The following is a 24,817-nucleotide window of genomic DNA, read 5'->3' on the forward strand; positions in this document are numbered from 1 at the left end:
CGCATCAACTGGGTCTGGATGCCGCCGTGGGGCCCCGACAAGATCACCGACGACGGCCGCGACCAGCTCCGCGCCCTCGGCTTCAACGTCTGAGATCCGTCGATCGTCAATCTGCTGCCGCGCGAATCTCTCCTTCGGGGGACTGATTCGCGCGGCAGTGGTATATCTGCCGATGGGTGGCGAGACTGCTGCCGCGACCACGGAGGGAGCGACGTGATGGCTGTGGAAGCTGTCGGGCACTGGACGCTGCCCGACTCGGCGTACGCCATGTGGGTCCGGGGCGAGCTCGACGAGTACCTGCGGATCCCGGACGACGGCACGCGAGTCGAGGTGGTCGGAGGGGAGTTCGTTGTGTCACCGGCACCGGTGTACCTCCACGCGGGGATTCTTACGGACATCCAGGACGCAGTGCGCTACGCACGGGTAGTGGATGCGACGTTTCCCTGGCGGGCCGTGCAGACCATCAATCTCGACCTGGTCGAAATCGGAGACGGTTACATTCCGGACATGGTGGTCGTCCACAAGGAAACCGATGCCAAGCTCCGGGCGGAGGATGCGCTGTTTCTCCAGCCGCAGGAGCTGGACCTCGTGATCGAGGTGACTTCCTCATCCAATGCACACAACGACCGACGCCCGCTGCTTGGTCGACGAGTGAGGCCCACCAAATGGAGCGGTTATGCGCGCACCGGGGTGCCGTACTACCTGCTGGTGGACCGTGACCCGAGCCAGCCCGGTCTCACGCTGTTCGGCGAGCCGGACCGGCGTGAGGGCAGCTACTCGGTGCTCGGTGAATGGGGTTTCGGAGAAGCCGTCCGGTTGCCAGAGCCGTTCGACTTCGAGATCGATACGACGAGCTGGAAGCCCTGGACTGCGTAGCGCCCTGTCCGCGAACGCCGCCGCCCGGTACGGAATCCGTACCGGGCGGCGGCGTTTCTGCTGGTCAGGCGGGCTTCGGGCGCTTGGCCACGGCGAGGGCCAGGCCGACGCAGAGGGCGGCGGCGAGGAGGGCGAAGCCGCTGACGGCAGGGAGCAGGCCGTAGCGCTGGACGAGGGCGCCGACCCCGACGATGGGGAGGGAGGAGCCGAGGTAGACGATGACCCAGAGGGCGCTGAGCTCGGAGCCCCGGCGTTCCGGGTTCATCGCGGCCACGGCGGAGGTGAAGAGCGAGCGGAAGGCGATGCCCTGGCAGGAGCCGCCGAGGACGCTGCCGATGAAGAGCAGCGCGGGGGTACCGGTGTAGCCGGCCGTGACCACCAGGGCCAGGCCCGTCGCGAGACCGGTCATGCCGAGGGCGATGACCAGACGGTCGGAGGTCGGCGGGACGAGCAGCTGGGCGGCGGCCGAGGAGCCGAGCAGCAGGGCGGCCACCACGGCGCCGACCAGGTGGGAGCCGGTGTGCAGCAGCTTGGCGGCGAAGGCCGGGGCCAGGCTGAGGTAGACGCCGAACACCGCGTACGAGATGAAGCCGGCGGCGGAGGCCAGCAGGAACTCGCGGCGGCCGGTGACCGGCAGGGCGAGGCGCTGCGGGCGCAGGTGGGCCGGGGTGGTGATGCGCGGCGGGGAGGCCGGCGGGCGGCTGCGGCCGGGCATCCGGGGGTGGACGAGGGCGAGCGGCACGCAGAGCACCAGCAGGGCGACGGCGTGCAGCAGGAAGGGCGTCAGCAGCGGGTCGGAGCCGCCGGCCAGCAGGGCGCCGACCACCGGGCCGAGCGCCACGCCGCCCGCAGAACAGGCCAGGGTCAGCTTGGCGGCCAGGGTCGGGTGATCGGGCAGCAGGTCGCCGAGGGCGGCCCCGGCGGCACCCGTGGACAGACCCACCGCGATGCCCTGGACGGCCCGGCCGACGGCCAGCTGCCAGAAGCTGCCGGAGGTGGCGAAGACCACGTCGCCGGCGGCGGCCAGGCCGACCGCGGGAAGGATCAGCGCGCGCCGGCCGAGGTGGTCCGACCAGTGGCCGACCACGGCCAGCACCGGGACCAGCGCGAACACGTACACCGTGAACAGCACGCTGGTGTCGAGCGCGGTCAGGGCGAGGCGGGTCTGGAGCAGCGGGTAGATCGGGGTCGCCAGGTTGGCACCGATCAGCATGAAGAGGAGGGCGGCGGCGACGAGGCCGACACGCACACCGCGCAGCGCGTTCCAGCGGCTGATCGCGGCGAGCTGGAGCTGGGCGCGCGGCGCGAGCTCCAGGGGAAGCAGGGCCTCCGACAGTCGGCGTCCGTCGAGCTGCGCGGTGCGCAGGCCGGGGCCGGCAGGGGAGAGGTCCGCCATATCAGGGGTCTCCTGTGGCCGGGCACCACCTCGGGCCGACATGGCCCGGGGTGGTGGCCTGGTACGGGTACCTCTGGTGGAGCGGGTGAGCTTGGAAGGGGAGGGCGTCGTTGCCCGGTGGCCCGCGCGGGGTGTGCACGGCACCGTTCCGAAGGATAAGGGGTGGGCGCACGCCTGCGGCGCGCGCCCCGGGAGGCCGGGCGTCGGGGGTGCCAGACCTATACGCTGAGGCAGTAGACCTGTACGCGGAGCTGATCGGCTGACCGCTGGCTGTAGGGAGAACGCGCAACGATGGCCGGACGACGTCGGAAGAACGCTGGGGCCTCGTCGGCGGCTGCGCCGGGCGAGGAAGGGGCGGGCGGTGCGGTGCTGCCGGCCGACCTGGAGCTGCAGGACCTCTACGGGGCGTTCGCCGCGCACGGGCTGGACGACGAGGACCTCGACGACGCGGCCGTGCTGGTGCCGCCGGTGAAGCTGCCCGCCGAGTCGGAGCTGGCCGCACAGGCCAAGGCGGTGCCGATGTTCGGGTACGCGCTGAAGCTGGCCCGCTGGGCCGCCCCGCACCGGACGGTGGACGAGTTCGGTGACCTCACCGGCCCGGACCGGGCGCCGGCCGCCCGGCTGCTGGGCCTGGCCCCCGAGGAGGGGGACACCCCGGAGGAGGCCGTGGTCGAGGCGATGCGGGCCTGGTCGCTCGCCTGTGACCTGGACCTGGTCGAGATCGGCACCACCGCCGCCGGTGAGCACGTGGCCGTCCCCGGGCCGGATCTGGAGCCCGCCGAGCAGGGGGACCCGGAGACCGTCCTGGAGCTGTGGCTGACCGCCGCCGGGATCGTCCGGGAGCTGGCGGTGGAGGCGGACTCGCTGCCGGAGGAGGGCGCCGACGAGGGCGCGGCCGACGGGGCGGAGCCGACGGAGGAGGACGAGGAGCGGCTGTCGCAGGTCGAGGACGCCCGGGACGAGGCCGCCGAGCTGCTCGACGAGGCGCTGCAGGTGCTGTACGAGACGACCGCCTTCGCCGATGCCGGCAGCGAGACCGTGCCGCTCGGCGTGCTGGCCGCGCTGCTGGTCGTCCCGGAGGGGGAGGAGCCGAGCGAGGAGCTGCTCGGCGACATCACCGATGTGATGGTCGCACTGGACCCGATGCTGGGCGACCTCGCCGAGCTGGGCCTGCTGGACTACCGCCCGATCGACCCGGAGCTCTTCGACGAGGAGGAGGGCGAGGAGGCCGCCCCGCCGGCCGGCCCCGCCGTCGGCGAGGAGCCGCTGGACGAGGAGGAGTCGGCCCGCTTCGGCCTCGTCCGGCTGACCCCGCTCGGCCAGTACGGCATCCGGCAGTGGCTGCTGGAGGACGGCTACGACGCTCCGCTGGTCGGCGAGCTGGCCCAGGGCGACGCCTCCGAACTGCTGCGCGCGGTCTGCGAGTCGACCAACGTGCTGCCCGACGAGGAGCTGCGGGTCTGGATCACCGGCCGGGAGCCGGTGGCGGCGGCGCGCGAGCTGCTCTCCGCGGCCCGCGGCAACGACGCGTACGCGCCGATGCGCCGGATGCTCTGCCAGCTGGCGCTGGCCATGCTGGGTGCGCCCGCCGAGCCCGCCGTCCGGGAGGTGCTGGACGACCCGGAGCTGGGCGGGGGCGCGCGGGCCTGGCTGGCCGGACTCGGGGCCACGGACGTGCCCGCGCCGGAGCGCGGGATGGTGCTCTGGACGGTGGTCGACACCTTCGCCGCCCAGCTGCTCGACACCGGCGGCGACGCCGAGCTGCTGCGCGAGCTCATCGCCGACCTGCCGGTGACCGACAACCCGGCGAGCTACTTCGGCGAGCTCTGGCGGGTCGACCACCCGTACACGGCGGACGTGCTGGAGGTGGTCGGCGAGCTGCACCTGGACCGGACGGTGGCCAAGGAGGCTCGCAAGGCGGCCTTCAAGGCGCGGTCGAAGGGGTAGTGCGTCACGGCAGGTCCAGCGAGCCGTCCTCGGTGAAGGGGAAGAACGGGTTGTGGGCCAGCTCCCAGAGGTGGCCGTCGAGGTCCTCGAAGTAGCCGGAGTAGCCGCCCCAGCTGGTCGCGGCCGGGGGCTTGACCACCGTCGCCCCGGCCGCGACGGCCGTCTCCAGGGCGGCGTCCACCAGCTCGGGCGACTCCAGGTTCACCGCGAGGGTGACGCCCCGGAACGACGGCTCGCCGGTGGCGGGCACACCCGCGTCGGCGGCCAGTTCGTCGTGCGGGAAGAGCCCGAGCACCGAGTCGGCGGTGCGGAACCAGACGATCTCGGGGCTGGAGGCGGCGGAGCGCCGCCACCCCAGAGCCTCGTAGAAGCGGGTGCTGGCGTCGAGATCGGCCACCCCGAGGGTGACGATGCTGATGCGGGCGGGGAAGTCCTCGGAAGCTGTCATGCCCGACAGCGTAGGAAGCCGGACTGACAAACCCCGGCCCTGACACGGTGCAAGGCGTACCGACCCGCCCGGTGGGGCAAAGGAGCTGATGACCCGGCAGGTCGGGCCACGTATCGTGTCCGGCAGACGCGCGGGAGCGGTGAGGATTCGGGGGTGCGGCGCGGGATGACGCGGGAGAGCGGTGAGGATTCGGGTGTGCGGCGCGGGATGACGCGGGAGAGCGGTGGCAGGCAGGACGGTCTCCGGGGAGACGGGCCGGGGCGGGTGGACCCGCGGGCGCGCGAGGACCGCTTCGCCGACCAGGAGGAGTTCGCCCGCCGTACCCTCGCCGCGGCGGACTTCCCCGTGTACGGGGTCGCCTACGGGGTGAGCCCGGAGGGGGACGCCCTGGCCGCCTTCGAGACCTCGGACGGCCTGCTCTCCTGGGTCGAGGTCCGCTCCGGCGACTGGGCCTCCGCCGACGGCCCGTACGTCACCGTGCGCACCCACCGGCCCGGCGCCGACCGGCCCGGTGCGCTGCCCGAGCTGGAGGACGTGGTCGAGGACGAGCGCGACCGGGTCTACGAGCAGCTCGGTGTGGACGAGGGAGACTGCCCCGGACGGGTCCGGGCGCTGCGCGAGTGGATCACCGTGGACGGCGAACCGCAGGCGGTGGAGGTGCACGAGGACCGGCGCGAGCTCTGGGACCGCCCGGACGTCTCCGTGCCCGGCGTCTGCCCCAAGCCCGGCGCCGGGCCGGTCTGGGCCGTCCGGCTCCGGGTGGGCGGGCTGACCGTCACCGTCTGCGGGCGCGGAGTGCCGCCAGGCGGTCTCGAACTGGCCCCGGTCGAGGACGTCGAGCGGTACCTGCGCGGCCGGACCGCGCTGTTGCGCTCGCTCGCCTCCCGGCGCGGCCGGCACGTCCCGGTCGAGGAGCGCGAACTCGTCCCGGCCACCGGGCTGGAGGCGCACCGGGCGGTGATCGAGCACGGCATCGCCGAGTCCGCCGCGATCGAGGCGCAGGTCCGGGCCGGGCGGACGCCCCGGCTGCCGCGCGGGCTGCGTGGCGAGGCCGGTGCGCTGCGCTGGGAGGCTGCGGTGCGCCAGCAGATGCGGCTCGCCTCGGAGAGCCGGGAGGAGGCGGTCGCGGCGGTGACGGCGATGGTCAACCACCTCAACCGGCTCTCCCAGCAGACCCAGTGGGTGGTCGGCACGCCGGAGGGGGAGGCCGCCGTCGAAGAGGTGATCCGCTACACGGTGTTCGCCAGCGAGGTGGCGAGCCTCCCGGCGCAGCGCGCCTGGGCGCAGCTCTGGCGGGACCGGCCGGCGTGTGAGGGCGACAGCTGGGAGGAGCGGCTCGGGGAGCAGCTCTGGCTCTCGGCCTGGGAGCAGTGGCGGGCGGCGCGGGCGGGGCGGTCGCCGCGGTAGATCCCCGGTGGGCGGGCCGTGGCCGGTGGGGAACACGGCAAAGAACGGGTCATGGATTCGAATACGGTCGGCAAATGACCACGCTGACGAAGCATCCGATTCACCGTGCGTTCACCGGACCGGCGGAGTCTGCTGGGCGTCGGCGACCTGCCTCGACACCTCGCACGCCACGTACCGGGCCCGCCCGGTCGGCGGCCCGCCTCTCAGGAGTGACTCACATGTCGCTGTCCCGCCGGGACTTCGTCAACCGTTCCACCCTCGTCGGGGCCGGCGTCCTGATCGCCGGCAGCGCCGAGGCGCTGGCGAGCGCCCCGGGCGCGATCGCGGCCCCGGTCGGCGGCGAGGTGAAGGACGCCGCGACCGCCGACGCCGAGCGTGCCGCCGTCGGCTACGGCGCACTGGTCAAGGATCCGGAGAACCTGCTCTCGCTGCCCAAGGGCTTCACGTACAAGGTCGTGAACCGGGCCGGCGTCACCAAGCTGCGCACCGGCGAGTTCACCCCCAGCAACCACGACGGCACCTCCGCGTTCGAGGACGAGCGCGGTGGCAACCTCATGGTCGTCAACCACGAGCTGAGCGGTGCCCGCGCCAACTGGCCGTACCCGGTGCCGCTGACCGAGGGCCACGTCTACGACCCGGGCGCGGCCGGCGGCTGCACCATCGTGCACGCCAAGGCCAACGGCACGGTCGAGCAGTGGGTCGGCATCGCCGGAACCGCCACCAACTGCGCCGGTGGCGTGAGCCCGTGGGGCACCTGGCTGTCCGGCGAGGAGACCGAGGACAAGGCCGGCAAGAACGGCTTCACCAAGGACCACGGCTACATCTTCGAGGTCGACCCGTTCGACGACGAGTACAACGAGAACCCGCAGCCGGTGAAGGCCTTCGGCCGGTTCGCGCACGAGGCCGTCGTGGTGGACCCGAAGCGCGGCCACGTCTACCTGACCGAGGACGCCTCCAACCCCAACGGCCTGCTCTTCCGCTGGACCCCGCCGGCCGGCTTCAAGCACGGCCGATACCAGCTGCGCAAGCTCGCCGCCGACGCCGGCGTGCTGGAGGCCTTCAAGGTCTTCGACGCGCAGGGCAAGCTGGTCGACGACCTCTCGCGCGCCACCAAGGTCGGCACCACCTACGGCGTGGACTGGGTCAAGGTCCAGGACCGCGACGCGCAGACCGTCTCGATCCGCAAGCAGTTCAAGGACGGCGAGGTCACCCGCGCCCGCAAGCTGGAGGGCATGTGGTGGGGTGACGGCGGCTTCTACTTCGTCTCCAGCTTCGCCCGCTCGGAGAGCCCGCTCCAGCACGACGGCCAGGTCTGGTTCTTCAACCCCGTCCGCCGCACCATCACCCTGAAGGTGCTGCTCGGCGTCAACACCGACGTCTGGGGCGACCACGACAACTTCGACGGCCCGGACAACATCACCGTCTCGCCGTACGGCGGCATCGTGATCGCCGAGGACGGCGAGGGCGTCTCGCACCTGTTCGGCGCCACCGAGGACGGGCTGACCTACCCGATCGCCCGCAACGAGCTGAACATCGGCACCGCCGAGAAGCCGGAGTTCAGCGAGTTCACCGGCGTGACCTTCTCGGACGACGGCCGGACGCTGTTCGCCAACATCCAGACCCCGGGCATCCAGCTGGCCATCACCGGCCCGTGGCACCGGCTGAACGAGCACAAGCGCGGCCAGGGCTACGGCGCCTGAGCCTGATGCCGTGACAGGAAAGGGGCCCGCCTCGCGCGGGCCCCTTTTCAGCCCTCGGCGGGCAGCCGCAGCTGGAGCATGGCGAGCAGCCGCTGCTGCGGCTGGGACAGGTCGATGCCGGTCAACTGCTCCGCCCGGCGCACCCGGTAGCGCAGGGTGTTGGGGTGGATGTGCAGGGCGTCCGCGGCGACCCGGACCTCGCCGAGCGCGTCCAGCCAGGCCAGCACCGACTCGGCGAGCCGGGTGCCGTGACGGCGGTCGTACGCGGCCAGCGCGGTCAGCCGCGGGTCGCGCAGGCCGCTCCGCTCCTGCAGCAGCGCCAGCATCTCGCTGACCAGCACCTCCGCCTGGACGTCGATCAGCGCGGCGACCTCCAGGTCCACCCCGCCGCGGCCCATCGCGTCCAGGATCCGGTCCGCCTGGGCCCGGGAGTCGGGCACCCGGGCCAGACCGTCCACCGTCGAGCCGATCGCCGCCCGCAGCGGGACGCCCAGGTGGTCCCGGGCGGCCTCGACCACCTCCTGCGCCCAGCCGCGGACGGTCGTCATCGGCAACCCGCCCGGCAGCTCGGGCAGCAGCACGTACACCCGCGACTCGATCGGGGCGAGCAGGGCGGCCCGGTGCCGGGCGGCGGTGTGCACCGAGATCAGGCCGGTCACCTCGGAGCGGGTGAGCGCCTCGGTGGTCCGTGCGCTGTACGCCAGGACGGTGGCGGGGCGGCGCAGGTCCAGGCCCAGGTGGGTGGCGAGCGACTGGGGGCCGGTCGAGCCCTCCAGCAGGCCGGTGAGCAGGGTCTGGGTCAGCCGGACGTCGGCCGACAGCTCCCGGCGGCGGCGCACCAGTTGGGCCGCCGCCACCCGGGCCGCGCCGACCAGCGCCTGCTCGGCGAGCGGGGCCAGCGGCTGGGCGCCCTCCTGGACCCAGATGGTGCCGAGCGGCTGCGCGCCGGCCCGGATGCCGATCGCCAGGCGGCGGCGCAGGCCCAGCTCGGGGTGCGGGTCGACCGCGATCGGCGTGTCCGAGCTGCGCAGGTGCTGGAAGATGCCCCACTCGCGGAGCTTGGAGAGGTACGGCTCGGGGCCCTGCCAGCCGAGGATGGAGAGCCGGCGCAGGTCGTCCACCTCGTCGGAGTCGGAGGACCGGGAGTAGGCCAGCACCCGGCTGGAGGTGTCCTCGATCGAGACGATCCCGTTGGTCAGCACGGCGACGGTCTGGGCCAGCGAGAAGAGGTCGCCTGCGTTGTGCTCGGGGGTGCCGGCCGCGTCCGGGGCGTCCGGCCCGGCGATGATCGCGCGGGCGAGCGAGTCGAGGTGCTCCCAGCGGGTCTCCCGGCGGACCGAGAGCAGGGCCACGCCGGCCTCGGTGGCCGCCTCGCGCAGGGCGTCGGCCTGGCCGGGCGCGTCCAGCTTCACCGCGACGGCGGCCGCACCGGCCCGGCCGGCCGCGCGCAGCGCCGGGAGGGCGGCCCGGCCGCGGGCGCCGATGGCGAGGACGAGTTCGCCGGGCGCGGCGACGGGCGGGTCCTCGGGGTCGAGGATCGCGACGTCGCGGACCGGGACGTCCAGGCCCTGGGGGGCGGCCTGGAGTTCGACCAGCGGTTCGCCGAGGGACATCAGCAGTTGACGGAGCGGGAGTCCGGCGGGCTGGGACACCGGCGGTTCCTTCATGGGATCGAACAACGGCGTACGGGTGATTTTAGCCGGGCGGACAGGGTTTCGGCGCCCGAGCGCACCGTCCGCGCGATGGGGCGGGCCGTCCACGTGCAGGCGGGCACCGTCCGCGCGAAGGTGCGGGCCGTCCGCGCGAAGGCGGGCACCGTCCACGCGGAGCCCGCGCACCGGTCTGCGAACGGCGCAACCGTGACCGCCCCGTGATCCCTTCGTCGGTCCGGACAACGCCGTACGGGGGACTTTAGCCGCCAGGCCAATCAAGTGGGCCCCGGTGCAGGAATAGCGTTCGTCCTGTGGCCGACGTGCGACCCACGTCGGCATCCCCCCATGAACCGAAGGAGAGCGTGCGCTCATGGATGCTGTGACCCAGGTCCCCGCGCCGGTGAACGAGCCGGTCCACAGCTACGCCCCCGGCAGCCCGGAACGGGCCCGCCTGGAGGCCAAGCTGAAGGAGCTGGGCGGCCAGGAGCCGGTCCAGCTGACCATGACGATCAACGGTGAGCGCCGCCTCGGCGGCGGCACCGAGATCCACGTCGTCCAGCCGCACAACCACGCGGCGAGGCTCGGTACGCTGCGCAACGCCACCCAGGCCGACGCGCAGGACGCCATCGACGCTGCCCTGGCCGCCGCCCCGGCCTGGCAGGCGCTCTCCTTCGACTCGCGGGCCGCGATCTTCCTCAAGGCCGCCGACCTGCTGGCCGGCCCCTGGCGCGAGACCCTGGCCGCCGCCACCATGCTCGGCCAGTCCAAGACCGCCCAGCAGGCCGAGATCGACACCCCTTGCGAGCTGGTCGACTTCCTGCGCTTCAACGTGCACTTCGCCCGCCAGATCATGGCCGAGCAGCCGATCTCCTCGGACGGCGTCTGGAACCGCAGCGACCACCGCCCGCTGGAGGGCTTCGTCTACGCGATCACCCCGTTCAACTTCACCGCCATCGCCGGCAACCTGCCGACCGCGCCGGCGCTGATGGGCAACGTGGTGCTCTGGAAGCCCTCCCCGACCCAGCAGTTCTCCGCGCACCTGCTGATGCAGCTGCTGGAGGCGGCCGGGCTGCCCAAGGGCGTCATCAACATGGTCACCGGTGACGGCCTGGACGTCTCCGCCGTCGCGCTGAAGCACCCGGCCCTGGCCGGCATCCACTTCACCGGCTCCACCGCCACCTTCCAGCACCTGTGGCGCGAGGTCGGCAACAACATCGCCGGCTACCGCACCTACCCGCGGATCGTCGGCGAGACCGGCGGCAAGGACTTCCTCGTCGCCCACCCGTCCGCCGACCCGGCGGTACTGAAGACCGCGATGACCCGCGGCGCCTTCGAGTTCCAGGGCCAGAAGTGTTCCGCCCTGTCCCGGGCCTACGTCCCGGCCTCGATCTGGGCCGGCCTCAAGGACGAGTTCGCCGCCGAGGTCGACGGCCTCACCATGGGCGACGTCAGCGACCTGTCGAACTTCATGTCGGCCGTCATCGACGAGCGCTCCTTCGCCAAGAACAAGGCCGCCATCGACCGGGCCCAGGCGGACCCGTCCGTCGAGGTGCTGGCCGGCGGCACCTACGACGACTCGGTCGGCTACTTCGTCCGCCCGACCGTCCTGGTCTGCCAGGACCCGGCGAGCGAGTACTTCAAGGACGAGTACTTCGGCCCGATCCTCGCCGTGTACGTCTACGAGGACGAGAAGTACGACGAGATGCTGGCGCAGATGGAGTCGGTGTCCTCCTACGGCCTGACCGGCGCGATCATCGCCCAGGACCGCGAGGCCGTCCAGCACGCGATGCTCAAGCTGCGCAACGCGGCCGGCAACTTCTACATCAACGACAAGCCGACCGGCGCGGTCGTCGGCCAGCAGCCGTTCGGCGGCGGCCGGGCCTCCGGGACCAACGACAAGGCCGGCGCCAAGCAGAACCTGGCGCGCTGGACCTCGACCCGTTCGGTCAAGGAGACCTTCGTCCCGCCGACGGACTACCGCTACCCGCACATGGGCTGAGTGCCCGCCCCCGGACGACGCCCGGTCCCGCAGCCGGGCGCCGTCCACCGGGGCGGCGGGCCCACCCCCGGCCCGCCGCCCCGGCCCCCTCTTCTGTCACCCTTAGAAGCACCAGCCCAGGAGTCACGATGCTCCGTTCCGCCCTCCTCGCGGCCTCCCGCTCCCCGCAGGTCCGCACCGTGGTCGAGAAGTTCCCGCCGACCCACGCCATAGTCGAGCGCTTCGTCGCCGGCGAGGCCCTCGACGACGCGGTCACCGCCTGCGACGACCTCGTCGCCACCGGCCGCACGGTCACCCTGGACCACCTCGGCGAGGACACCCAGGACGCCGCCCAGGCCGCCGGCACCGCCGAGGCGTACGAGCACCTGCTCGCCGCCCTCAAGGACACCGGCCTCGCCGCCGGCGCCGAGGTCTCGGTCAAGCTGTCGGCCGTCGGCCAGTTCCTGCCGGTGGACGGCGAGAAGATCGCCCTGGAGAACGCCCGCCGCATCTGCGAGGCCGCGGCCGACGCCGGCACCACGGTGACCCTCGACATGGAGGACCACACCACCACGGACTCCACCCTCGCCATCGCGCGCGAGCTGCGGGCCGACTTCCCCTGGCTGGGCGTCGTCCTCCAGGCCTACCTGCGCCGCACCGAGGCCGACTGCCGCGAGTTCTCCGGCGCCGGCTCCCGGGTGCGCCTCTGCAAGGGCGCCTACAAGGAGCCTGAGTCGGTCGCCTTCCAGGGCAAGCGCGAGGTCGACCTCGCCTACGTCCGCGCCCTGAAGGTGCTGATGGCCGGCGAGGGCTACCCGATGATCGCCTCGCACGACCCGAACATGATCAAGATCGCCGGCCAGCTCGCCCAGTGGAACGGCCGCAAGCGGGACTCCTTCGAGTACCAGATGCTCTACGGCATCCGCCCTGAGGAGCAGCTGCGTCTCGCCGGCGAGGGCAACACCATGCGCGTGTACCTGCCGTACGGCCAGGAGTGGTACGGCTACTTCATGCGCCGCCTCGCCGAGCGCCCGGCCAACCTGACCTTCTTCCTGCGCGCCATGGCGACGCGCAGCTGAGGCCCTGCCGTGACGCCCGGCTGAGGCCCTGCTGTACCGACGGCCCGCACCCCTTGTGGAAGGGGGGTGCGGGCCGTTTCACGTCCGGGAGGTCCTAGAGGAAGTCCTTGGTGTCCAGTTCGAAGTCGAATGGTGCGGGGAGAGCGAGTGAGTCACCGAACGGGGTGAGGTGGACCTCGGTGTACTCCTCGCGCAACGGCTTGCTGAACAGGCTGACCGGGGATTTCTCCCTGTCGACGAGCAGGTAGAGCGGGATGGCGGCGCGGGCGTAGCAGTGCCGCTTGGTGATCCGGTCCTGGTCGGGCTTGCTCGACGTCACCTCGGCGACCATGGCGACGCCGTTCGGCTCCATCCACGGCGGGGCACCACGGAAGTGGCGGACCTCTCTCGGCGCGAAGGTCGCGTCGGGGATGACGTGGTTCTTCGGGCAAAGGCCGCCGCTGACGAGGCGTAGGCCCTTGTGGCCGGACGACTGCATGCGGACCTTGGACTTCTCCTTCACCTGGTCGATCAGCAGGTCGATGTAGTCCTCGTGATCGCCGTCCGGCGGTAGTGCCACGATGATCTCTCCCTCGACGAGCTCGGCCCGGAAGCCTTCGGGGGAGTGCATGCTCAGGAAGCCCTCCAGCAGGATGTCCTCCTGCGATGGTGAGTCCGCGATCGGTTGCTCATGCGCCGCAGCACTCATGATGCCCCTCCTTCTGGCGGGAGTCACGGTAGCCAGGTGTTGTGCGCAGTTATGCCGCACACGGCGCTTTTTCACTCGATGGTGCGATCGGGTACGGCGCCCTGCCATCGCGATTATGGTGAACTTGACTGCACAGAGGAGGAGTTGGCGTGTTGAAGAGGTTCGCTGAGCTGTCGACGCCGTTGGTGGCGGACGCGTGCGTACGGTTGGGCGTGGAGCTGCGGGCGGCGCCGGCGGGGGTGCGGGCGGTGGTCGCGGGGAGCCGGATCGCGGGGCGGGCGCTCCCCGTGCGGCACTACGGGAGCGTGGACGTGTTCCTGGAGGCGTACGGCGCGGCCGGGCCCGGGGACGTGCTGGTGATCGACAACGACGGGCGGACGGACGAGGCCTGCGTCGGGGACCTCGCGGTGCTGGAGGCGCGGGCCGCCGGGGTGGCCGCTCTGGTGGTGTGGGGGCTGCACCGGGACACCCCGGAGCTGGTGGAGATCGGGCTGCCGGTGTTCAGCTACGGCAGCCTGCCGCTCGGGCCGCTGCGGCTGGACGAGCGGGAGCCGGAAGCGCTGGTCACGGCTCGGTTCGGACCGCACCTGGTGAGCGGGGAGGACGTGGTGTTCGGGGACGCCGACGGCGTGCTGTTCGTCCCGGCCGCGCGGGCGGACGAGGTGCTGGAGACCGCCGCCGGGATCGCGCGGACCGAGCGTGCGCAGGCGGAGCGGATCCGATCGGGCGACACGCTGCGCCGGCAGACCGCCTTCGACGACTACCTGGCGCGCCGCGCCGCCGACCCGTCGTACGGCTTCCGGCAGCACCTGCGGCGGGTCGGCGGGGCCATCGAGGAGTAGCGGTACGGGAGTTCAGAGCGTCCGGTGCATGATGTGCAGTCCGACGTAGCCCTGGGAGGGGTGGCGGAAGCCCTCGGGGAGGGTGCCCAGGATGTCGAAGCCGAGCGACTGGTACAGCTTCACCGCGTGCTCATTGGAGGCGACCACGGCGTTGAACTGCATCGCCCGGTAGCCGGCGTCACGCGCCCACGCGATGGTGTACTCGGCGAGGGCCCGGCCGACGCCGCGGCCGGAGTGGGCCGGGTCGACCATGTAGCTGGCGCTGGCGATGTGCGAGCCGTTGCCCATGTGGTTGCGGTTCATCTTGGCGGTGCCGAGCACGGTGCCGCCCTCGTCCACCGCGACGACGGTGCGGTTCGGGGAAGGGAGCAGCCACCAGTCGCGGCCCTGCTCGGACGTCAGGTCCAGCGGGTAGGTGAAGGTCTCGCCGGCTGCGACGATGGTGTGGAAGAACGGCCAGACGGCGGGCCAGTCCTCGGTGGTGGCTTCCCTGATCAGCATGTGGACATGATCGGACACGGACGGCGGGAGCACCAGTGGTTTCCCGCCGCCCTGTTTCCCGCCGCCCTGTTTCCCGCCGCCCGCCGCCCGGACCGGGCGGCGGGCGGACGGCCGGTCAGAGCATCGAGGCGGCCGGCTTGACCATGGCGCGGGCGGTCTTGGCGTCGACGTACTCGCCGATCGCGGTCATCACCCACTCGCCGGAGTACTGGCGGACCAGCTTGCACATCACCACGCCGGTGTGCGGCTCGGACTGGGTGAGGTCGAAGCGGACCAGCTCCTGGCCCGAACCGGCGTCCAGCAGACGGCAGTAGGCGTTCTTGACGTCGGTGAACTTCTGGCCGGAGAAGGAGTTCACCACGAAGACCAGGCCGCAGACCTCGGGCGGCAGGCCGTCGAGGTGGACGGTGATCGACTCGTCGTCACCGCCGCCCTCGCCGGTGAGGTTGTCGCCGGAGTGGGCGACCGCGCCGTTGAAGATGCCCAGCTTCATGAACCAGGCGGTGTCGAGCTTCTCCCGCTTGGCGTCGAAGGCGATGCAGGAGGCGTCGAGGTCGATGTTGCGACCGCGGCCGGCCGGCTCCCAGCCGAGGCCCATCCGGACGGAGGAGAGGAAGGGCTTGCCGTTCTTCTCCAGGGAGACGGAGCCGCCCTTGGTGAGGCTGACCCGGCCCTTGTCCAGGGTGACCTTGGTGAGGGAGGCCGGCGCGGCGGGCGGTGCGGGCGGGGTGGCAGGGCTCGGCGGCAGGTTGCCGGCGAGCGCGACCCGAGGGTCGACCGGGCCGGCGGAGGCCGGTGCGGGGGCGGGGGCCGGCGGGGCCGGCGGGGTCGCCGGGGGCGCGGGCGGTGCGACGGGGGCGGCAGGCTCGGCCGGTACGGGAGGCACGACCGGGGTGGCGGGGGCGGCCGGGGCGACGACGGGGGCGGCCGACGCCGGGGCGGGCTCGTCGTCGACGCTGACGCCGAAGTCGGTGGCGATGCCGGCCAGGCCGTTGGCGTAGCCCTGGCCGACGGCGCGGACCTTCCAGGCGCCGTTGCGCTGGTAGACCTCGACCACGATCAGCGCGGTCTCCCGGCCGAGCTGCGGCGGGGTGAAGGTGACCAGCACCTCGCCGGTGGCGGTGTCGCGGACGGTGGCGGTCGGCTCGATGCCGGCGAAGGTGGCGCCCGCCTCGTCGGGGCTGGCGGTCACCACGATCTTGGTGATGCCGGTCGGGACGGCGGTGGTGTCGATGGTGATGGCGTCCGGGGTGCCGCCGGAGGCCGGCCGGTGGGTGACACCGGGGCCGTCGGGGGCGTTGAAGAACACGAAGTCGGCGTCCGAGCGGACCTTTCCGGCGTCGGTCAGCAGCAGGCCGGAGACGTCCAGCGCCTTGGGTGCGGTGACCTCGACGGTCACCCGCGCGGCGGTCAGCGGGGCGTTGCCGCCTTGGGTCAGGACCGTGGACACGAACTCCTCCTCGGATGCGGTGGCACGGCCTTGGGGACCCGCTCTGGGGTGCCGTGCCGAGTGGTACCCACAGTAACGAACGGGGTTGTCGAGAAGAGCCCGAGCAGGCCGGTGACCTGTCGGGTTGTCGGATGGTCGGTCAGCGCGTCGCGGTGCCGCGGGCCGCTCCGGCGCCCGGTGTGGTGCCGCGGGTGGTGCCGGCGCCGGGGGTGGTGCCGGCGTCACCGTCGGTCCCGGGGGAGGAGGAGGCCGTGAACGTGCCGAGGGCGGCGACGGCCCGGGGGCGGTCGATACCGAAGGCGGAGGCGGTCCAGCTCTCGGCCGGGGCGGCCTTGCCCGGCGCACCGGCGGGCCCGGTGGGGCCGCTGCCGGGGCCCGCGGTGGGCCTGGTGCCGGGTCCGGGGGTGGTGGCGCCGGGCGGGGGCGCGGGGCGGGTGCCGCGGACGCCGAAGGTGTACCGGCCGGGGAGGACGTCGGTGCCGGCCGGGGTGGTGAACCGGTACACCAGGGTGCCGCGCTCCTGGTGGGTGGTGACGACGGCGCCGGAGAGGTCGGTCCAGCCGGTGCCGGGGGCCGTCTCGCCGGGGGCGAGGCGGAACTCGGCCTGGAGCGCGGTGAGCGGCTCGGCGACGGTGAGGGTGAGCAGGTGCTGGGTGCCGTCGCGGCCGAGCGGCTGGACCACGGCGGTGCCGAGGAGGGCGTGGTCCGCGTCGTGGTCGCTCGGGTCGGTCTCATCGCCGGTGGGGCCGGCGGGTCCGGCGGGCGCGTCGGTCGGCTGCCCGTCCTGGCCCCGGCCGGGGGCGAGGGGACCGGGCTGCGGGTACCCGGGCGTACCGGGCGCGTCGGGTGCGCCGGGGGCCGCCGGGGCGAACGGACGCTGGTTCGCGGGCTGTTGGCCGGTCGGCTGGTCGGCGGGCGGCGCGGAACCGGTCGGCTGAGCGGTGTCGGCCGGCTGCGCGGTGGCGGGGTCGGCGGGCACGCCCTGGTTGCCACCCCGCGACGGGCCGCCGAGCGCCTCGGCCGACGGGGCGTCGGAGAAGGAGGAAGAGGAGGTGAGCCCCGAGCCGGCGGGCGGCGCGGAGGCGTCCGGCGAGGCCGGGCGGGGCGCGGGTACGCCGGGGACCGGTGAGTGCGAGGCGGTCGTGCGGGCCGAGGCCGATCCGGTGGGGCGGCCTGCGGAGCGGTCGGCCGGGCGGGGTGCGGCCGGGCCGGGCGCGGCGTCCGCGGCGGCGTCCGCCCGGTCGGCGGCGTCCGGGCTGGGCGGCGGGGTGGATCCGACCCGGGCCACCCCGGCGCGGCGGCCGACGCCCTGCTGCTCGTTGAGCAGGCAGGTGGTGGCGATGCTGATGCCGACCACGGTGGACATCGCCATCGCGGCGCCCGAGAACCGCAGGGTCGGCAGCCGGAGCCGGCCGCCGAAGGGCTTCGGCCGGCCGTGCCGGCCGTGGCGTTCGTGCTGTTCGCGCTGCCGGTCGCGCTCGTGGTGCACGCCCGGCTCGGTGTCCTCGCGCAGAGCCACCGGACCCCTCCCTCCCCGAAGTCGCCGTTGCGGTCGCAGCATTCTTCCATGCGCCGCCGCCGGGCCTGAGCGCGGTCACGGGCGGACTGCCGTCCGGGTCTGTCCGGTGGACCAGGCCCTGGCCGTCCGGAATTCCGTCCGCCTGCGGCCGCCCGTGCGGGCGGCCACCGGTGGACGCGCGCGGGCCCGCGCCGGCAGGGGCACGAGCGTACCAGCGGGGACCGGTCGTCCGGTCGGTTCCCGGGCGGAATCGATCCACGTCACGTAAATCCGTTCAGGGAACGGAAGTTGACGGTCCGTCTGACAAGACCGGTAAGGAGTGGAGGTGTTGGGCGGGGATTATTGCAACCTCCTTGCAACCCTTGCCGGTCCGGCCGGGGTGGCGCAGGCTGGAGGCATCCCACGCCGTTCCGGAGAGACCGTCATGCCGCCCGACCCGCTGCCCGCACCCTCCACTGCCCCTCTCGCCGCCACCCCCACGGGCGGCGATGAGGCAGGCTCCACCGCCGCTCCGGCGGCGGTGGAGGAGGAGGTGTTCATGCTGCGGATCTCGCTGGGCGAGGAGGTGGTCGGCGAGGTCCGTACGCGGTTCCGGTTCGACACCGAGCGCCCGTACGAGGTGTTGCTGACGTTCCACCTCGGCCGGCCGGACGAGGCCGATTGGGTGTTCTCACGCGATCTGCTGCGTGACGGCCTGCGCTCTCTGAGCGGTCAGGGCGACGTCAAGCTGTGGCCGGCGTACTGTCCGTGCCACGGCTCGACGTTGCACCTGGCGCTCGAATCACCCCACGGCAGCGCACTATTGGAGGTCTCCAAGCCCCGGGTGCAGGCGTGGCTGGACCGGACGTACGTCCTCGTGTCGGAGCGGGCCGAGCAGGCCTACGGGCCGACCGACGCCCAGCTGTCCGCGCTGCTGGCCGGCGGCTGACGAAGCCTCGGCTCGGGTACGGCGTCGTCCCCCGGGCTGCGCGGCGCCGGTAGCGGCGGCGTGCCCGGCAGCCGGACCGCCCCACTGGCCAGGCCCGCCCGCAGGCGGCGTACGGCCGGTGCCGAGGACGCGGGCAGCAGGTCGTACGGGTCGTCCGGGCCGATGACGCTGACCAGCACCGACTCGGCGAACCGGTACGGCCGGTGGGCCAGCAGGCCGCCGAGGTAGCGGCGCAGCCGGGACAGTTCCGCGCGCACGGTGACCGTCCGGCCGGGGTCGCCGAAGAGCGCGTCGGCGAGCCGCGCCGCGCTGTGGCCGTCGCGTTCGACGGCGAGCAGGAGCAGCAGCTCGGCGTGGCGCGGGCTGAGCGCGTGCGACCAGCTGCCGGCCGCGCCGTGCACCGACAGCTCCGGACGGTCGGGCCGGCGCAGGTCGAGCCGGAGCCGGGCGCCCTCCGCCTGCTCGGCCGTGACCGCTCCGCCGTCCGCCGCTCCGCCGTCCTGGGTGCGGACCAGCCGGACCAGCCAGCCGTCGGCCAGCGGTTCTATCGCGCACTCGCCGAGACCGGGCAGCCAGTGCACGGCGGCAGAGCCCCACCCCTCGGCGGGCAGCCGCAGCCGGGCGGGCGGCGGCAGGCCGGCCGCGGCGGCCGTCCAGCCCGCGGCGTCCACCACCAGGGCCGGGCCGTTGACCCTGGCCAGCAGCGGGGCGGCCAGGGTGCGCAGCTGGTGCAGCGACTCCAGGCGCCGGGCCCGCAGCTCGGTCTCGGCGAGCCGGGCGGCGGTGGCGGTGAGCTGCAGCAGATAGGGGCGGACGGAGTGGGCCGGGCCGCTGAGGTTGATCGCGCCGACCAGCCGGCCGGTGCCCGGGTCGTGCACGGGCGCGGCGACGCAGGTCCAGGAGTGGTGGCTGCGGAGGTAGTGCTCGGCGGAGTGGACCTGCATCGGACGCTGGGCGCGCAGCGCGGCGGCGATGCCGTTGGTGCCGACGGTCTCCTCGATCCAGCGGGCGCCGGTGAGGAAGCCGATCCGGTCGGCACTGCGACGCAGGCCGCGTTCGCCCTCCTGCCAGAGGATGTGGCCCTCGGCGTCGGCGATGGCGAGGATCAGCGGGGTCTGGCCGACCGGTTCGAGCAGGGTGTCGCGCAGGACGGGGAGCAGGGCGTCGAGGCCGCTGGCCCGGCGGCGGTGCTCGATCTCGGCGGGGCCGAGGTGGACGGCGGCGGCGCCGGCGTCCGGGTCGAGGCCGAGGCGGCGCAGGCGGGCCCAGGAGTCGCCGATCTCGGGGCGCGGTCCGAGGCCGGCCGGCCCGTCGTCGCCCGGGGCGGCCTCCCGGGTGAGGTCGCGGGCGGTGGCCTCGGCGAGGGCGCGGTCGTGGACCTTGGCCAGCTCCGCCGCGGTCTGCGCAGTTCGGCGCTCGGGCCGTCGGGTCTGCCGTCCGGTCTGCCGCACTCGGGTTGCTCCTCGCCGCCGATCGAGGACGCGTCGGGGCCGACGCGCTGACGAAAGCGTACGGGGGCGGCCCGCTCCTGGGGACGGGGTCTGCCAAGTCGGCGCCGCGGGCAATATCAGAATGAACATGCCAACCGACTATGGCACCGCTGACCTCGCATGATCGGAGGAGGTTGCCCTTTAGCGCAGGTCCTGGTGCCGCGGATCGGTGCCCTGCTGGGCGGCCTCGACGGTGTGGTGCAGGTCGGCGGTGGCGTCCAGCGCGGCGGCGGCGGTCAGCGCCAGGCAGGCGGCGAGCGCGAGGGCGGCGGCGCTGCGGCCGGTGCGGGGCGCGGCGGGGCACGGCAGGAGCAGGGCCGCGACCCGGCGCGGGACGGGCCCGGTGTGGGCGGCCGGGGCCAGCCGGGGCCGGGCCGGCCGGGGGGAGCGGCTCGCCGCCAGGGCGGCCCGGCCGACCGCGCGGGCGGTCACGGCGCGGTCCCCGACCCGCTCGGCGGCGGCCTCGTCGGCCCATCGCTCCAGGTGGTAGGCGAGCGGAGCGCGCAGCGGGCGCAGCGCCGGATGGACGGCGGCGGCGTGCTCGGCGAGGGTCAGGAAGAGGTGGTGGCGGGCGGCGAGGTGGGCGCGTTCGTGGGCGAGCAGGGCGGCCCGCTCGGGTGCGGTGAGGGCGCGCAGCATGCCGGTGGTGACCACGATCCGCCCCGGTTCGGCCGGCCGGCCGGGGCGGGGGAGGCGGCCGGGGAGGGCGAAGGCGTCGGCCCGGTCGTCGTCCAGGACGGCGAGCGGGTGGGGGCCTGCGGGGCGGAGGAGTGCGCGGGCGTGCTCGCCGAGTGGGGAGCGACGCAGACCCCGGGCGCGCGCCTGGCGCACGGAGGCGGGCAGGGGGCGCATGTCCGGATGCTGGTCGTGGTCGTCCGCGTGCCGCACCCCGTCGCAGGGGCCGAGGTCGGCGCGGGCGGCGCGCAGTTCGCGGTGGCGCAGGCGCGCGGTACGGACGCCCAGGACGGCGAGTGCGGCCAGCGCCGGCCCGGCCAGTGCGGCCGACAGTGCGGCCCGTGGTGCGGCGGCGGCCGGCCAGGGCAGCGAGAGGTGGCCGACGGCGGCGACCGGCGGCAGCTGGAGCAGGCCGGCGGCGGCGAGCAGGCCGAGGGAGCAGAGCGTGCCGCCGGCCAGGACGGCCGCGGTGGCGGCCAGTGTCCAGGCGGCGGCCCGCGGGGTGAGCGCCTCGGCGAGGCGACGGGCCAGTGGGGTGGCGAGGAAGGGCAGCAGCAGGGGTGCCCAGACGGCGACGATCACGGGGCCGCCGGTCCGGGGGTGTCCGCGGGGTCGCCGGCCGCGCCGTCGCCTAGGAGCTCGCGAAGCAGCCTCTCGTCCTCGGCGGAGAGGTCGGAGACGAAGCGGGCCAGGACGGTGGAGCGGTCCGCCTCGCGCCCGAGTTCGGTGTGCATCCGGCGGGCGGCGAGGCCGGCCGGGTCCTGCACGGTCGGGGTGTACGCGTAGGCGCGACCCGCCCGGGTGCGCTCCACCGTGCCCTTCTCGTGGAGCCGGGCGAGGATCGTGGCGACGGTGGTCCGGGCGAGGCCGTCGCCGAGGGCCGCCTGGACGTCCTGCGGCGTCAGCGGCCGGTGCGCGGACCAGAGGGTGGCCAGCACCTCGGCCTCCAGCTCCCCGGCGGGCCGGCGGGCGGACGGTACGTCGGACATGGCGGCGGTTCCTCCAGGATTCGTCTACAGTCGTGTAGACCGTCTACGTCACTGTAGACGGTTGAGGGCGTGCTCCACTGGTGCCGCCCTCCAACGTACGGGAGGTCCGCCAGCCTTGCTCCAGTCGTCCGCCGATCCGGTCGTTCACGCACTCGCGGTGAACGTGCTGGACGCCTCGTCGCTGCTCGCGTCCTTCGGCGCGCTCGGCATCGCCGTCGTGCTCTTCGCCGAGACCGGCCTGCTCGTCGGCTTCTTCCTGCCCGGCGACTCGCTGCTGTTCACCGCCGGCCTGCTCTGCGTCCCCGGCGCCACCAAGGGCCCGCAGCTGGAGCTGTACCAGGTGCTCCCCGCGGCCCTGGCCGGCGCCCTGATCGGCGCGCAGACCGGCTACCTGATCGGCCGGCGGGGCGGACGCACGCTGCTCGCCCGGACCGAGCGGAAGAGTCTCCAGCGGGGCATCGGCCGGGCCGACGAGATGCTCGCCAAGTACGGGCACGGCAAGGCGATCGTGCTCGCGCGCTTCATCCCGGTCGTCCGGACGGTGCTGAACCCGATGTGCGGCGTGCTGGAGGTGCCGGTCCGCTCGTTCACCTTCTGGCAGGTGACGGGCGGGGTGTTCTGGGTGGTCGGTGTGGTCATGGCCGGCTACGTGCTCGGCTCGTCGGTGCCCAGCATCGACCAGTACCTGCTTCCCATCATCGGTCTGGTAGTAGTTGTCTCCGTGATCCCGATTGTTCTCGAATTGTTCCGCGCCCGGAAGGCCCCGCGTGACGGTGGTGACGGCCGATGATGCCCTCGACGTCCCCCCGCGCGCTCGCCGTGTACGACGGCAGCGGCATCGACGGCGGCCTCTACAGCAGGGTGGTCGGATGGGCCGACGCCGCGCCGTACTGGCTCGACCAGCTGATCAGGGTCTGGTCCGCGATCGGCCTCGGCCTGTTCGCCGTCCTGATGGTCCTCGCGTGGTGGCGGGCGCGCGGCGCCGGCCCGGGCGTGATGGCCCGGGTGCTGGCCTCGCCGCTGATCGTGGTCGTCGCCTACGTGGTGAACTCCGGCTTCAAGGGAGTGGTGGAGGAGGTCCGGCCCTGCGCGCAGCTGGGCGTGCGCGGCACCCTGGAGACCTGCCCGGGCGCCGGTGACTGGTCCTTCCCGAGCAACCACACGGTGATCGCCTTCGCCGCCGCGGCCGCGCTCTGGATCGCCGACCGGCGGCTCGGCCGGATCGCCGGCATCGCCGCCGTGCTGATGGGTGCCTCCCGGGTCTGGGTCGGCGTCCACTACCCGCACGACGTGCTGGTCGGCGCGGCGGTCGGCGTCCTGGTGGCGATCCCGCTGGCGCTGGCCGCGGGCCGGGCCGCGCCGCTCGTCGACCGGGCCCGGGCCGGCGGGCTGCGCCCGCTGCTCGGCGCCGGCGCCGTCGCCGCGGCGGGCGGCCCGACGCCGCTGGAGGCGCAGCGGCGCTGAGAGCGGTACCCCCGCCGCGGCCCTTGTCCGGCCGGGGCGGCGGGAGGAGCATGTGAGCCGGGCGAGGGGCCCCTGTGACAGGGGCGCCCGCCCGGCTCAGTCGTGCCGGGGCGCCGCGGTGCGCCCGCCGTGCCCGTGGAGGGAAGTGCTGCCCATGCCGTACCGACTCGACGTCACCCAGGGGGACTGGCCCGCGGAGGAGCTCCGCAAGGGCGTGGAGGGGCTGCTCGGCGAGGCCATGGTGCTCACCCTCGCCACCGCCGGCCACGAGCACGGCCCGCACGCCAACCTGGCCTTCTTCGCCTACGACGACGACCTCGTCCTGTACTTCGTCAGCGAACGCGCCACCCGGCACAGCCACCATCTCGCGGAGGAGGCCCGGGCCGCGGCCACCGTCTTCCTGCCGCCGCCGGTCTTCGGCGAGCAGCTGCGCGGCATCCAGCTGACCGGCAGCGCGGGCGAGGCGTGGGGGCACCAGGCGGAGGCCGCGTTCGCGGCCTACCAGGGCCGGTTCCCGATCTTCGGGCAGGACGAGGAGGTGCGCCGGCAGTTCCTGACCGGTGGCGGGGCCGCGGCGCTGTACCGGTTCCAGGTGGAGGAGCTGACGGCGGTGGACGAGCCGCACTTCGGCCGGCGCAACTACCTGCGGGCCGCGGTGGTGCGGTAGCGGCCCCGGCGGTGTGTCAGGCCTCGCGGTGGGGCGCCGGGTTCGGCGTCGGGTCCGCCGTCGGGTCCGCCGTCGGGTCCGCCGTCCGGGCGGTGGTGTCCGGCGCGGAGACCTCCGGCGGGCTTGCCTTCGCTGTGGTGTCCGTTGCGCTGCGGCGGCGGGTGGCGAGGTAGTACCTGAGGGCGACGATCCCCGCGCCGGCCACCGCAACGGCCTTGACGCCCGACTTGCCGGCGAACCGGGAGAGGCCGTAGCCGGAGGGTGCGAGATCGCTCCAGCGCAGGACGGCCCAGACCAGGCCGGCGATGCCCAGGGCCGCGAGCACGGCGGCGGCTCCGGCGGCCCGGCGCCCGCCGCGGGGGCGGGACGGTTCGGGGGTGGTTTCGGTCATGAGGTGTTCTCCGGACGGCGTCGGTGGGCCGGTGTGCGGCCTGTGCGGTGTGGTGCGGGTGTGGGTGCGGTGCGGGTGCCCGTGCGGGCGGCGGTGTGCGGCCCGGGTGGTGTGGGGGCGGCGGGGGGTCCGTGCGAGCGAGCGGCGGGTGCTCGTGCGGGCGGTGCTGTGCGGCCCGTGCGGGCGGCGCGCTCAGAGCTCGTCGTAGACCCCGACCAGGCCGCGCAGGACGGTCGTGACGGTCTCGACCTCCGCGGTGTCCAGGCCGTCGGTCAGCCGCTCCAGTGACTCCATCAGCGACTCGGTGCGTAGCCGGTGCCGCTCGCGCCCGGCCGGGGTGAGGGCGACCAGGGTGGAGCGGCGGTCGTGCTCCGGCCGCTCGCGGGTGACGTAGCCGGCCTCCTCCAGGCCGTTGACCAGCTGGGTGGTGGCGGCCGGGGTGGTCTCGGTGCCCGCCGCCAGCCGGCTGACCGGCAGCGGGCCCTCGTCGGCGAGCACCCGCAGGGCCCGGGCGTGGGTGAGCGAGAGTGCACCGCGGGAGCGGGTGGCCCGCCCGCGCAGGCGGGCGTCGGCCGCGCTGAGGCTGTAGGCGGCGCGGGCCAGCCCGTCCAGGGCGAGGGCGCGGGTGGCGTCCTCGGCGGTCTGCTCCGGCATGGTCGCTTCTCCTTCTCCGGTGGCGGGGTTCCGCGGTGGCGGTTGACAAACAGGATAAGCATAAGGACTTAATGAT

Annotated in this window: 23 protein-coding genes; 11 read left to right on the forward strand and 12 right to left on the reverse strand. The window is 74.0% G+C overall.

The window, feature by feature from the left end:
* Window positions 1-216 precede the first annotated feature (216 nt).
* Window positions 217-876, forward strand: a complete 660-nt coding sequence (locus ACZ3YO_RS38825; RefSeq protein ID WP_465578870.1) for a Uma2 family endonuclease — start codon at window positions 217-219, stop codon at window positions 874-876.
* A gap of 64 nt (window positions 877-940) precedes the next feature.
* On the opposite strand, the gene ACZ3YO_RS38830 is transcribed toward ACZ3YO_RS38825, so the two are convergent.
* Window positions 941-2,272 carry an MFS transporter gene (locus ACZ3YO_RS38830; RefSeq protein WP_465578872.1) on the reverse strand — a complete coding sequence of 444 codons (1,332 nt, stop codon included), beginning with the start codon at window positions 2,270-2,272 and terminating at the stop codon, window positions 941-943.
* A gap of 291 nt (window positions 2,273-2,563) precedes the next feature.
* Between ACZ3YO_RS38830 and ACZ3YO_RS38835 the strand changes: the two genes are divergently transcribed.
* Complete coding sequence (locus ACZ3YO_RS38835; protein ID WP_465578874.1) at window positions 2,564-4,219, forward strand: hypothetical protein; 1,656 nt, start codon at window positions 2,564-2,566, stop codon at window positions 4,217-4,219.
* A gap of 4 nt (window positions 4,220-4,223) precedes the next feature.
* Here the strand turns inward: ACZ3YO_RS38835 and ACZ3YO_RS38840 are convergent, their stop codons facing one another.
* Window positions 4,224-4,667, reverse strand: a complete 444-nt coding sequence (locus ACZ3YO_RS38840; protein WP_465578876.1) for a VOC family protein — start codon at window positions 4,665-4,667, stop codon at window positions 4,224-4,226.
* A gap of 264 nt (window positions 4,668-4,931) precedes the next feature.
* Between ACZ3YO_RS38840 and ACZ3YO_RS38845 the strand changes: the two genes are divergently transcribed.
* Both ACZ3YO_RS38845 and ACZ3YO_RS38850 read left to right on the forward strand, forming a co-directional pair.
* Window positions 4,932-6,074: a hypothetical protein gene (locus ACZ3YO_RS38845; protein WP_465578878.1), complete on the forward strand. Its 1,143-nt coding sequence runs from the start codon at window positions 4,932-4,934 to the stop codon at window positions 6,072-6,074.
* Window positions 6,075-6,292: 218 nt separating this feature from the next.
* A complete protein-coding gene (locus ACZ3YO_RS38850; RefSeq protein ID WP_465578880.1) occupies window positions 6,293-7,774 on the forward strand; it encodes an alkaline phosphatase PhoX in 1,482 nt (493 codons plus the stop codon).
* Window positions 7,775-7,821: 47 nt separating this feature from the next.
* On the opposite strand, the gene ACZ3YO_RS38855 is transcribed toward ACZ3YO_RS38850, so the two are convergent.
* The gene (locus tag ACZ3YO_RS38855; RefSeq protein WP_465578882.1) at window positions 7,822-9,426 is read right to left on the reverse strand and encodes a PucR family transcriptional regulator; all 1,605 of its coding nucleotides are present in this window, start codon (window positions 9,424-9,426) and stop codon (window positions 7,822-7,824) included.
* 370 nt (window positions 9,427-9,796) lie between these two features.
* Between ACZ3YO_RS38855 and pruA the strand changes: the two genes are divergently transcribed.
* Entirely contained in the window at window positions 9,797-11,425 is a 1,629-nt protein-coding gene (pruA, locus tag ACZ3YO_RS38860; RefSeq protein WP_396320479.1) for an L-glutamate gamma-semialdehyde dehydrogenase, read from the forward strand.
* A gap of 128 nt (window positions 11,426-11,553) precedes the next feature.
* Window positions 11,554-12,483, forward strand: a complete 930-nt coding sequence (locus ACZ3YO_RS38865) for a proline dehydrogenase family protein (RefSeq protein WP_396320478.1) — start codon at window positions 11,554-11,556, stop codon at window positions 12,481-12,483.
* A gap of 94 nt (window positions 12,484-12,577) precedes the next feature.
* On the opposite strand, the gene ACZ3YO_RS38870 is transcribed toward ACZ3YO_RS38865, so the two are convergent.
* On the reverse strand, window positions 12,578-13,171 hold the full coding sequence (locus tag ACZ3YO_RS38870) for a Uma2 family endonuclease (RefSeq protein WP_465578885.1): 594 nt from the start codon (window positions 13,169-13,171) through the stop codon (window positions 12,578-12,580).
* A gap of 149 nt (window positions 13,172-13,320) precedes the next feature.
* Here ACZ3YO_RS38870 and ACZ3YO_RS38875 point away from each other — a divergent pair, with 149 nt between their 5' ends.
* Window positions 13,321-14,013, forward strand: a complete 693-nt coding sequence (locus ACZ3YO_RS38875) for an RraA family protein (protein WP_465578887.1) — start codon at window positions 13,321-13,323, stop codon at window positions 14,011-14,013.
* Between the two features lie 12 nt (window positions 14,014-14,025).
* Here ACZ3YO_RS38875 and ACZ3YO_RS38880 read toward each other — a convergent pair whose 3' ends face one another.
* The 3 genes from ACZ3YO_RS38880 to ACZ3YO_RS38890 form a co-directional block, all read right to left on the reverse strand.
* Window positions 14,026-14,514, reverse strand: coding sequence for a GNAT family N-acetyltransferase (locus ACZ3YO_RS38880; RefSeq protein ID WP_396320475.1), 489 nt, complete (start codon window positions 14,512-14,514; stop codon window positions 14,026-14,028).
* A 115-nt stretch (window positions 14,515-14,629) separates the two neighbouring features.
* Window positions 14,630-15,952, reverse strand: a complete 1,323-nt coding sequence (locus ACZ3YO_RS38885; protein WP_465578915.1) for a TerD family protein — start codon at window positions 15,950-15,952, stop codon at window positions 14,630-14,632.
* Window positions 15,953-16,103: 151 nt separating this feature from the next.
* On the reverse strand, window positions 16,104-17,483 hold the full coding sequence (locus ACZ3YO_RS38890) for a hypothetical protein (protein ID WP_465578889.1): 1,380 nt from the start codon (window positions 17,481-17,483) through the stop codon (window positions 16,104-16,106).
* A gap of 424 nt (window positions 17,484-17,907) precedes the next feature.
* On the opposite strand from ACZ3YO_RS38890, the gene ACZ3YO_RS38895 reads away from it, so the two are divergent.
* The gene (locus tag ACZ3YO_RS38895; RefSeq protein WP_465578891.1) at window positions 17,908-18,411 is read left to right on the forward strand and encodes an SsgA family sporulation/cell division regulator; all 504 of its coding nucleotides are present in this window, start codon (window positions 17,908-17,910) and stop codon (window positions 18,409-18,411) included.
* Here the strand turns inward: ACZ3YO_RS38895 and ACZ3YO_RS38900 are convergent.
* From ACZ3YO_RS38900 to ACZ3YO_RS38910, 3 genes are all read right to left on the reverse strand, one after another.
* The gene (locus ACZ3YO_RS38900; RefSeq protein WP_465578893.1) at window positions 18,363-19,862 is read right to left on the reverse strand and encodes a GAF domain-containing protein; all 1,500 of its coding nucleotides are present in this window, start codon (window positions 19,860-19,862) and stop codon (window positions 18,363-18,365) included. The two genes, ACZ3YO_RS38895 and ACZ3YO_RS38900, sit on opposite strands and share 49 nt — an antisense overlap.
* 180 nt (window positions 19,863-20,042) lie before the next feature.
* Window positions 20,043-21,158: a M56 family metallopeptidase gene (locus tag ACZ3YO_RS38905; RefSeq protein ID WP_465578895.1), complete on the reverse strand. Its 1,116-nt coding sequence runs from the start codon at window positions 21,156-21,158 to the stop codon at window positions 20,043-20,045.
* The gene (locus ACZ3YO_RS38910; protein WP_465547832.1) at window positions 21,155-21,565 is read right to left on the reverse strand and encodes a BlaI/MecI/CopY family transcriptional regulator; all 411 of its coding nucleotides are present in this window, start codon (window positions 21,563-21,565) and stop codon (window positions 21,155-21,157) included. Before ACZ3YO_RS38910 ends, ACZ3YO_RS38905 begins: the two co-directional genes overlap by 4 nt.
* 115 nt (window positions 21,566-21,680) lie before the next feature.
* Here ACZ3YO_RS38910 and ACZ3YO_RS38915 point away from each other — a divergent pair, with 115 nt between their 5' ends.
* From ACZ3YO_RS38915 to ACZ3YO_RS38925, 3 genes are all read left to right on the forward strand, one after another.
* Complete coding sequence (locus ACZ3YO_RS38915; protein WP_465578898.1) at window positions 21,681-22,355, forward strand: DedA family protein; 675 nt, start codon at window positions 21,681-21,683, stop codon at window positions 22,353-22,355.
* The gene (locus ACZ3YO_RS38920; protein WP_465578917.1) at window positions 22,355-23,029 is read left to right on the forward strand and encodes a phosphatase PAP2 family protein; all 675 of its coding nucleotides are present in this window, start codon (window positions 22,355-22,357) and stop codon (window positions 23,027-23,029) included. The genes ACZ3YO_RS38915 and ACZ3YO_RS38920 overlap by 1 nt, the downstream gene beginning before the upstream one ends.
* A 154-nt stretch (window positions 23,030-23,183) precedes the next feature.
* Window positions 23,184-23,696 carry a hypothetical protein gene (locus tag ACZ3YO_RS38925; protein ID WP_465578900.1) on the forward strand — a complete coding sequence of 171 codons (513 nt, stop codon included), beginning with the start codon at window positions 23,184-23,186 and terminating at the stop codon, window positions 23,694-23,696.
* 16 nt (window positions 23,697-23,712) lie between these two features.
* Here ACZ3YO_RS38925 and ACZ3YO_RS38930 read toward each other — a convergent pair whose 3' ends face one another.
* Together ACZ3YO_RS38930 and ACZ3YO_RS38935 are read right to left on the reverse strand one after the other, a co-directional pair.
* Window positions 23,713-24,087, reverse strand: a complete 375-nt coding sequence (locus ACZ3YO_RS38930; RefSeq protein ID WP_465578902.1) for a hypothetical protein — start codon at window positions 24,085-24,087, stop codon at window positions 23,713-23,715.
* Window positions 24,088-24,279: 192 nt separating this feature from the next.
* A complete protein-coding gene (locus tag ACZ3YO_RS38935) occupies window positions 24,280-24,741 on the reverse strand; it encodes a MarR family winged helix-turn-helix transcriptional regulator (RefSeq protein ID WP_465578904.1) in 462 nt (153 codons plus the stop codon).
* Window positions 24,742-24,817: the final 76 nt, after the last annotated feature.

This window comes from Kitasatospora sp. NPDC022785 (assembly GCF_055561295.1).